At 63.1% G+C, this 6,471-nt stretch carries 7 protein-coding genes and 1 tRNA gene; 1 reads left to right on the forward strand and 7 read right to left on the reverse strand.

Annotation, left to right across the window (positions count from 1 at the left end):
- Window positions 1-61: 61 nt before the first annotated feature.
- From Q7T64_RS11105 to Q7T64_RS11115, 3 genes are all read right to left on the reverse strand, one after another.
- Window positions 62-149, reverse strand: a tRNA-Ser gene (locus tag Q7T64_RS11105).
- Between the two features lie 87 nt (window positions 150-236).
- The gene (serS, locus tag Q7T64_RS11110) at window positions 237-1,526 is read right to left on the reverse strand and encodes a serine--tRNA ligase (RefSeq protein WP_304795492.1); all 1,290 of its coding nucleotides are present in this window, start codon (window positions 1,524-1,526) and stop codon (window positions 237-239) included.
- 144 nt (window positions 1,527-1,670) lie between these two features.
- The gene (locus tag Q7T64_RS11115; RefSeq protein ID WP_304795494.1) at window positions 1,671-1,934 is read right to left on the reverse strand and encodes a cupin domain-containing protein; all 264 of its coding nucleotides are present in this window, start codon (window positions 1,932-1,934) and stop codon (window positions 1,671-1,673) included.
- A 208-nt stretch (window positions 1,935-2,142) separates the two neighbouring features.
- On the opposite strand from Q7T64_RS11115, the gene Q7T64_RS11120 reads away from it, so the two are divergent.
- Window positions 2,143-3,189 carry a CapA family protein gene (locus Q7T64_RS11120; protein WP_304795496.1) on the forward strand — a complete coding sequence of 349 codons (1,047 nt, stop codon included), beginning with the start codon at window positions 2,143-2,145 and terminating at the stop codon, window positions 3,187-3,189.
- On the opposite strand, the gene Q7T64_RS11125 is transcribed toward Q7T64_RS11120, so the two are convergent.
- The 4 genes from Q7T64_RS11125 to Q7T64_RS11140 form a co-directional block, all read right to left on the reverse strand.
- Window positions 3,112-3,852, reverse strand: a complete 741-nt coding sequence (locus Q7T64_RS11125) for a dienelactone hydrolase family protein (protein WP_304795499.1) — start codon at window positions 3,850-3,852, stop codon at window positions 3,112-3,114. The two genes, Q7T64_RS11120 and Q7T64_RS11125, sit on opposite strands and share 78 nt — an antisense overlap.
- Window positions 3,853-4,016: 164 nt before the next feature.
- Window positions 4,017-5,324 (reverse strand): replication-associated recombination protein A, encoded by a 1,308-nt coding sequence (locus Q7T64_RS11130; RefSeq protein ID WP_304795501.1) that lies wholly within the window; start codon window positions 5,322-5,324, stop codon window positions 4,017-4,019.
- Between the two features lie 12 nt (window positions 5,325-5,336).
- Complete coding sequence (lolA, locus tag Q7T64_RS11135; RefSeq protein WP_304795503.1) at window positions 5,337-5,984, reverse strand: outer membrane lipoprotein chaperone LolA; 648 nt, start codon at window positions 5,982-5,984, stop codon at window positions 5,337-5,339.
- Between the two features lie 86 nt (window positions 5,985-6,070).
- A partial coding sequence (locus tag Q7T64_RS11140) for a DNA translocase FtsK (RefSeq protein WP_304795505.1) occupies window positions 6,071-6,471 on the reverse strand: 401 nt, incomplete at its 5' end.

The raw sequence follows: 6,471 nt of genomic DNA on the forward strand, positions 1-6,471 counted from the left end.
AGGCTGGCGGGGCGTTCAAGCTTGTAGTGAGATCGTCGGGGACGACAGTCAAAACAATGTCTGGCGGAGAGGGTGGGATTCGAACCCACGGTACCTTGCAGTACGCCTGATTTCGAGTCAGGTACATTCGACTACTCTGCCACCTCTCCTGATGCGGTTTCGATTCTGCGGTCGGCAATTCTCGAAGTCCGCGATTGTAGCAGAGATCGTGTCGTGTGGGAAAGCGCTGGCCTGAATCAAGCGGATAAAACCGTCATCCCGTTCATGTATGGCTGCAATGCCGTCGGAACCAATACGCTGCCGTCGGCCTGCTGGTAGTTTTCAAGGATCGCCACCAGCGTTCGGCCAACTGCCAGGCCGGAACCATTCAGGGTGTGCACATGCTCGGGCTTGCCCTGCCCTTTGCGGAAACGCGCTTGCAGGCGGCGGGCCTGGAAGGCTTCGCAATTGGAGATCGATGAAATCTCCCGATAGGTCTTTTGCGCCGGCAACCAGACTTCAATGTCGTAGGTCTTGGCTGCGCCAAATCCCATGTCGCCAGTGCACAGGGTCACGACCCGATACGGCAATTCCAGCTTTTTCAGGATGTTTTCGGCATGGCCGAGCATGTCGTCAAGCGCTTGCCATGACTGCTCGGGCGCGACGATTTGCACCATTTCCACCTTGTCGAACTGGTGCTGGCGGATCATGCCGCGGGTGTCGCGGCCGTAGCTGCCGGCTTCCGACCTGAAACACGGCGTGTGCGCAGTCAGGCGCAGCGGCAGCGTTTCAAATGGCAGGATGTCGCCGCGCACCAGGTTGGTCAGCGTGACCTCCGAGGTCGGGATCAGGTACAGCGGATCGCCCTCGCCTTCCTGGCCGCCCTTCTTCACGGCAAACAGGTCTTCTTCGAATTTCGGCAACTGCCCGGTGCCACGCAGGGAATCGGCATTGACGATGTAGGGCGTGTAGCACTCGGTGTAGCCGTGCTCCATGGTGTGGGTGTCGAGCATGAATTGGGCGATGGCGCGGTGCAGGCGGGCCATCGGCCCCTTCATTACGGCAAAGCGCGATCCGGCAAGCTTGGTGCCGGCGTCGAAGTCCAGGCCGAGCGCAGCGCCCACATCAACGTGGTCACGCGCTTCGAAGCTGAAGACCGGCGGCGTGCCGACCCGGCGCAGTTCGACGTTACCAGACTCATCCGCGCCGACCGGCACCGACTCGTCAGGCAGGTTGGGAATGATTTCCATCAGCGCAGACAATTGCTCCTGGATCACTTCCAGCCGCGCAGCCGAGGCCTTGAGTTCGTCAGCCAGTCCGGCGACTTCATTGAGCACGGCAGTGGCGTCCTCGCCTTTGCCTTTCAACATGCCGACTTGCTTGGACAGGCTGTTGCGCTTGCCTTGCAATTCCTCGGTGCGGGTCTGGATCTGCTTGCGTTCGGCTTCTATCGTGTTGAAGGCGTCAACGTCGAGCTGGTATTTGCGCGTGGCCAGGCGCGCGGCGACCGCGGCGATGTCCTTGCGCAGGAGTTGGATGTCGATCATGGCTGTTGCTTGTGGGCGATGGCAAAGGCGTCATTGTAGCAAGGGCGGCACCGCTTCCCGCGCGGCAGGCGCAAGCTTGTTGTGATCGCGGCCGACGCTGCGGCTTGACTGCGCGTACCGAAAGCGCGGTGCGCCCGGGCCCTGTCAGCCCTTGCGGCCCGCCAGGTACTCGACACCGGCCGGTCCATAACGCTCGGCATGCGGCACCCCGGCCAGCAAGTGAAAGATATCGCCGACCCGATACAGGCGTTCAGTGTCGCCAGTGGTAATGGCAATCTCGCCCGCCACGATCAGCGCCTTGGCTTCAAACGGATGGGTGTGCACGTCCAGGCTGCCCGGCCCGCGACGCACAGGCACGACTTCGTATCCCTGGCTGCTCAGTTGCTCGGTGAATTCCTCTGGCGTCATCGCTGCTTGCCTCCATTGCGGTTTATCTGGCTGACGGGTCTGTACGGGCCGAATCCGGCATGCCCGGACACCATGCATGAGGGATTATCACCGATCCGCGCACAGCGGATTGCTTGATCTGCATCAGGCACATCACGCATGCCGCCACGAGTGTGATCGCGTTTCGGTTATTGATAGGCGCATGCCGGCACAAAGCGATAAAGCACCCTTGACGCGCGTCCTGTTCGGCGGCGACGTGATGCTGGGCCGCGGCGTGGCGCAGGCAATCCAAACCGAGGGTTCGGATTACCCTCTCGGCAACATCGCGGATTGCTTGCGCAGCGCCGATCTGTGCATCGTCAACCTGGAATGCGCGATCACCTCGGCATCGCGGCGCTGGGACGGTGAACCCAAGGCTTTTTACTTCGGTGCGCCGCCGCAAGCGGCGTCCGCGCTGGCGCACGCCGGCGTCGACCTGGTCAGCCTGGCGAACAATCATGTGCTCGATTTCGGGCTGGCTGGCCTGCGCGACACGCTGCGCCTTCTCGACGAGCAGGGAATCGGCCATTGCGGCGCAGGCCATGCCTTGGCCGGTGCGCTGGCGCCGGTCGTGCGCGAGGTCCAGGGCCTGCGCTTTGGCATGGTGTCGTTTTGCGACCATCAGGCCGACTTCGCCGCCGCTGCCGGCCGCCCCGGCATTGCCTGGCTGGACTTGGATGATGAAGCGGGCGCGCTGCATGCTTTTCGGCAGGCATTGGACAGCCTGCAGCAGCAGGCTGTCGACTGGCCGATCCTGGCGCTGCATTGGGGGCCCAACATGGTGTGGCGGCCCAGCCAGCAATTCCGCCGCCTGGCGCACGCCGCCATCGACATGGGCTGGAAAGTCCTGTTCGGGCACAGTGCCCATGTGTTCCATGGCATTGAAATCCATCGCGGTTGCCCGATCCTGTATGCCGCTGGCGACCTGGTGGATGATTACTGGGTCGATCCGGACTTTCGCAACGACCATCAATTGCTGTTCGAATTGACGCTGGACCAAACCAGCCTGCGGCAACTTCGACTGCTGCCCATTTTCATCGACGCTTGCCAGGCGCACCCGGCCACTCGCCCACAGGCGCGCACGATCTGGCGCCGCATGCAAGACGCCTGCGCCGAACTCGGCAGCAGCCTGCAAGTCGGCGCGCAGGAAGACCAGGCCCTACTCTTGCTGCCCGGGAGCGCGCACGTGGGTGTGTCCCTGGGCTTGCCCGTGGAGATGCCCAAACCCGGCCGTTGACGTCGCCAGCAGGTGCTGCACAAACCAGTCGCAAGCAAGCCTGGCGACTTCCTCCAGCGTGCCGGCTTCCTCGAACAGATGGGTCGCGCCCGGCACGATCTCGATCCGGTGCTGGCAGCGCATGGCGGCGGCCGCGTCCTGGTTGAGTTCAATCACCTGCTCGTCGAAGCCGCCAACGATCAAGAGCGTGGGCGCATGCACCCTGGACAGTTCGAGGTCGCCGGTCATGTCCGGCCGGCCGCCGCGTGAAACCACTGCGGCGATCAGGTCCGGCCGCTCTGCCGCCACCCGCAGCGCAGCGGCAGCGCCGGTACTGGCGCCGAACAATCCTACCGGCAAGCCGGCGGTGCCGCTGTGGCTGCGGGTCCAGGCGACGGCTGCGTCCAGCCGGCGGGTCAGCAAGTCGATATCGAAACGATTGGCGCGCGAGCGGTCTTCATCGGGGGTGAGCAAGTCGATCAGCAGCGTTGCCAGCCCGGCCGCGCGCAGCACCTGGGCAACATAATTGTTGCGCGTGCTGAAGCGACTGCTGCCACTGCCATGCGCGAACACGACCACGCCGCCGGCTTGCTTGGGCAGGTCGAGATGGCCGCCGATGCTTTGCGCGCCATCCTGGATCTGGATTTCCTCGTGCTTGTCTTCATGGAGGTCGGGATTGATCATTGCCGTTGCCACTCCGCTCAATGTCGGCAGCGCTCGCAGCCGTCCGGGATGCCGAACGGCCCGGGACGGCTTCAGTACACGATGTGACTTGTTCCTGAGTGGGACGTCGTCAGTCTGTAAATAGTTCGCCACTTGCGGGCGAATTGGCTTCTGGCTTTTGCTGCTTATTTTTTATTCTTTGCGACTTCGTCCAGCTGGCGCAGGGTGGCCAGCTTTTCGGCGATCTTCGATTCCAGACCGCGCGGCACCGGCCGGTACCAGCCGGGCTCGCCGATGCCGTCCGGCAGGTAAGTCTCGCCGGCGGCATAGGCACCAGGCTCGTCATGCGCGTAACGATAGGCATGGCCGTAACCGAGTTCTTTCATCAGCTTGGTCGGCGCGTTGCGCAAATGCACCGGCACTTCGCGCGACTTGTCCTGGCGCACGAATGCGCGCGCCTCGTTGTAGGCGTTGTAGCCGGCATTGCTCTTGGCCGCCACCGCCAGGTAGATCACGGCCTGCGCCAGCGCCAGTTCGCCTTCCGGCGACCCCAGGCGCTCGAACGTGGTGGCGGCGTCATTGGCGATCTGCATCGCACGCGGATCGGCCAGTCCGATATCTTCCCAGGCCATACGAACGATGCGGCGCGACAGGTATTTGGGATCAGCGCCGCCATCGAGCATGCGGCACAGCCAATACAGGGCGCCGTCCGGATTCGAGCCGCGCACCGACTTGTGGAGCGCGGAAATCTGGTCATAGAAATTGTCGCCGCCCTTGTCGAACCGGCGTGCATTCAGGGTCAGTGCGTTCTGGATGAATTCCGCGTCGATCACGGACACGCCGGCGGCGCGGGCCGCGGTGTCGGCCTGTTCCAGCAGGTTCAGGAAGCGCCGCGCATCGCCGTCGGCATAACCGACCATGGTGTCGACCGCAAGCTCATCGAACTGCAAATCGCCCAGCACCTGTTGCCGGGCGCGCGCGAACAACTGGTGCAACTCTTCATCGGTCAGTGCTTCCAGCACATAGACCTGGGCGCGCGACAGCAAGGCGGAGTTGACTTCGAAGGAAGGGTTCTCGGTGGTCGCGCCGATCAGCACCACCAGGCCGGATTCGACGAAGGGCAACAGCGCGTCCTGCTGGCTCTTGTTGAAGCGATGGATCTCGTCGACGAACAGGATCGTCTTCTTGCCCATGTTCAGGTTTTGCTCGGCCTGCTCCATCGCGGCGCGAATATCCTTGACGCCGGAAAAAACGGCGGACAGCGCAATGAATTCGTAATTGAAGGCCGAGGCGGTCAGGCGCGCCAGTGTGGTCTTGCCGACCCCGGGCGGCCCCCACAGGATCATCGAGTGCGGCTTGCCGGATTCGAACGCCAGCCGCAGCGGCCGGCCCGGACCGATCAGGTGGGATTGCCCGATCACGTCGTCCAGCACTTTGGGCCGCAGCGCCTCTGCCAGCGGTGCGGTGGGCGCGGTGCTGAACAGGTCAGCCATGCCTGGGGCCGTTCACTGTTCCAGCACGTCGGCCCCCTTGGGCGCGACAAAACGGTAATGGGTTGCCGGCAAGGCGGGATTTTTCTCAAATTTGGTGAAGCTCAATAGCGTCACCTGGCCAAACGAATCGCGCAACTCCATCGCCGCCGGCACGCCGTCGCGCAAGCCAATGCCGATTTGCTCGAAGGTGGTGTCCTTGGACTTTGGCGTGGCCTGCAACCAGGCCATGCCTTCGCGGGTGCCGCCATCCTTCAGCGTGAAATTGGTTTCCAGGTCATTACTGCCGAACAGGATCGCTGCCGGCGACGAGCCGAGCGCATTGCCGAGTTTGCGCACCGTGACCTGGTTCAGATCCTTGTCATAAATGTAGAGCTTCACGCCATCGGCCTGCAGCACCTGTTCGTAGGGCTTGCGATAAGTCCAGATGAACTTGCCGGGCCGGGAGAACTGGAACGTGCCGGATGACTCCTTGGACAGCTGGACTTTGCCAGGGGCAGCACTGTCCTGGCGGACAACGCGTTGCACGAATTCTCCGCTGGCCGAACGGGTGCCGGCGACGAAGCTCCTGAATTGATCCAGCGCATCGGCGTGCGCTGCCGGTATCGCGACCAGCAGGCTGGCAGACAGCGCCATCAGTGCGGCGATGTGACGTCGTTTCATGAATTCCTGAATTCCTTGATGTGGTGGAGTCGGGTGCAATACGGCCAGCGAAGCCGCCAGCCAGGCCTGGACCCGTGATCAACGCGCTAGTCCGCGGTATTGCCCGCCGGCACCAGGATTTCCCGGTTGCCGTTGGATTGCATTGTTGATACGACGCCACTATGCTCCATTTGTTCTAGCAAGCGTGCGGCGCGATTGTAACCAATTCGCAAGTGCCGCTGCACCAGCGAGATGGACGCCCTGCGGTTCTTGAGCACGATCGCCACCGCCTGGTCGTACATCGGGTCCGATTCGGTGCTGCCATCGGCGGTGCTGCCGCTGGCGCCATCGGCGCCCTCCTCCGACGATCCGCCTTCGAGTATGCCTTCAATGTAGTCCGGCTCGCCTTGCGACTTCAAGTGGTCGACCACGCGGTGCACGTCCTCGTCGGAGACGAAGGCGCCGTGCCCCCGCACCGGCAGGCCGGTGCCGGGCGGCATGTAGAGCA

The sequence above is a fragment of the Lacisediminimonas sp. genome (assembly GCF_030645335.1).
In the GTDB taxonomy this organism is placed as follows: domain Bacteria; phylum Pseudomonadota; class Gammaproteobacteria; order Burkholderiales; family Burkholderiaceae_D; genus Lacisediminimonas.

Coding starts and splice junctions, on each gene's coding strand:
- lolA (WP_304795503.1), bottom strand. CDS start 5,984: ATGAAACGACGTCACATCGCCGCACTGATGGCGCTGTCTGCCAGCCTG.
- Q7T64_RS11125 (WP_304795499.1), bottom strand. CDS start 3,852: ATGATCAATCCCGACCTCCATGAAGACAAGCACGAGGAAATCCAGATC.
- Q7T64_RS11115 (WP_304795494.1), bottom strand. CDS start 1,934: ATGACGCCAGAGGAATTCACCGAGCAACTGAGCAGCCAGGGATACGAA.
- serS (WP_304795492.1), bottom strand. CDS start 1,526: ATGATCGACATCCAACTCCTGCGCAAGGACATCGCCGCGGTCGCCGCG.
- Q7T64_RS11130 (WP_304795501.1), bottom strand. CDS start 5,324: ATGGCTGACCTGTTCAGCACCGCGCCCACCGCACCGCTGGCAGAGGCG.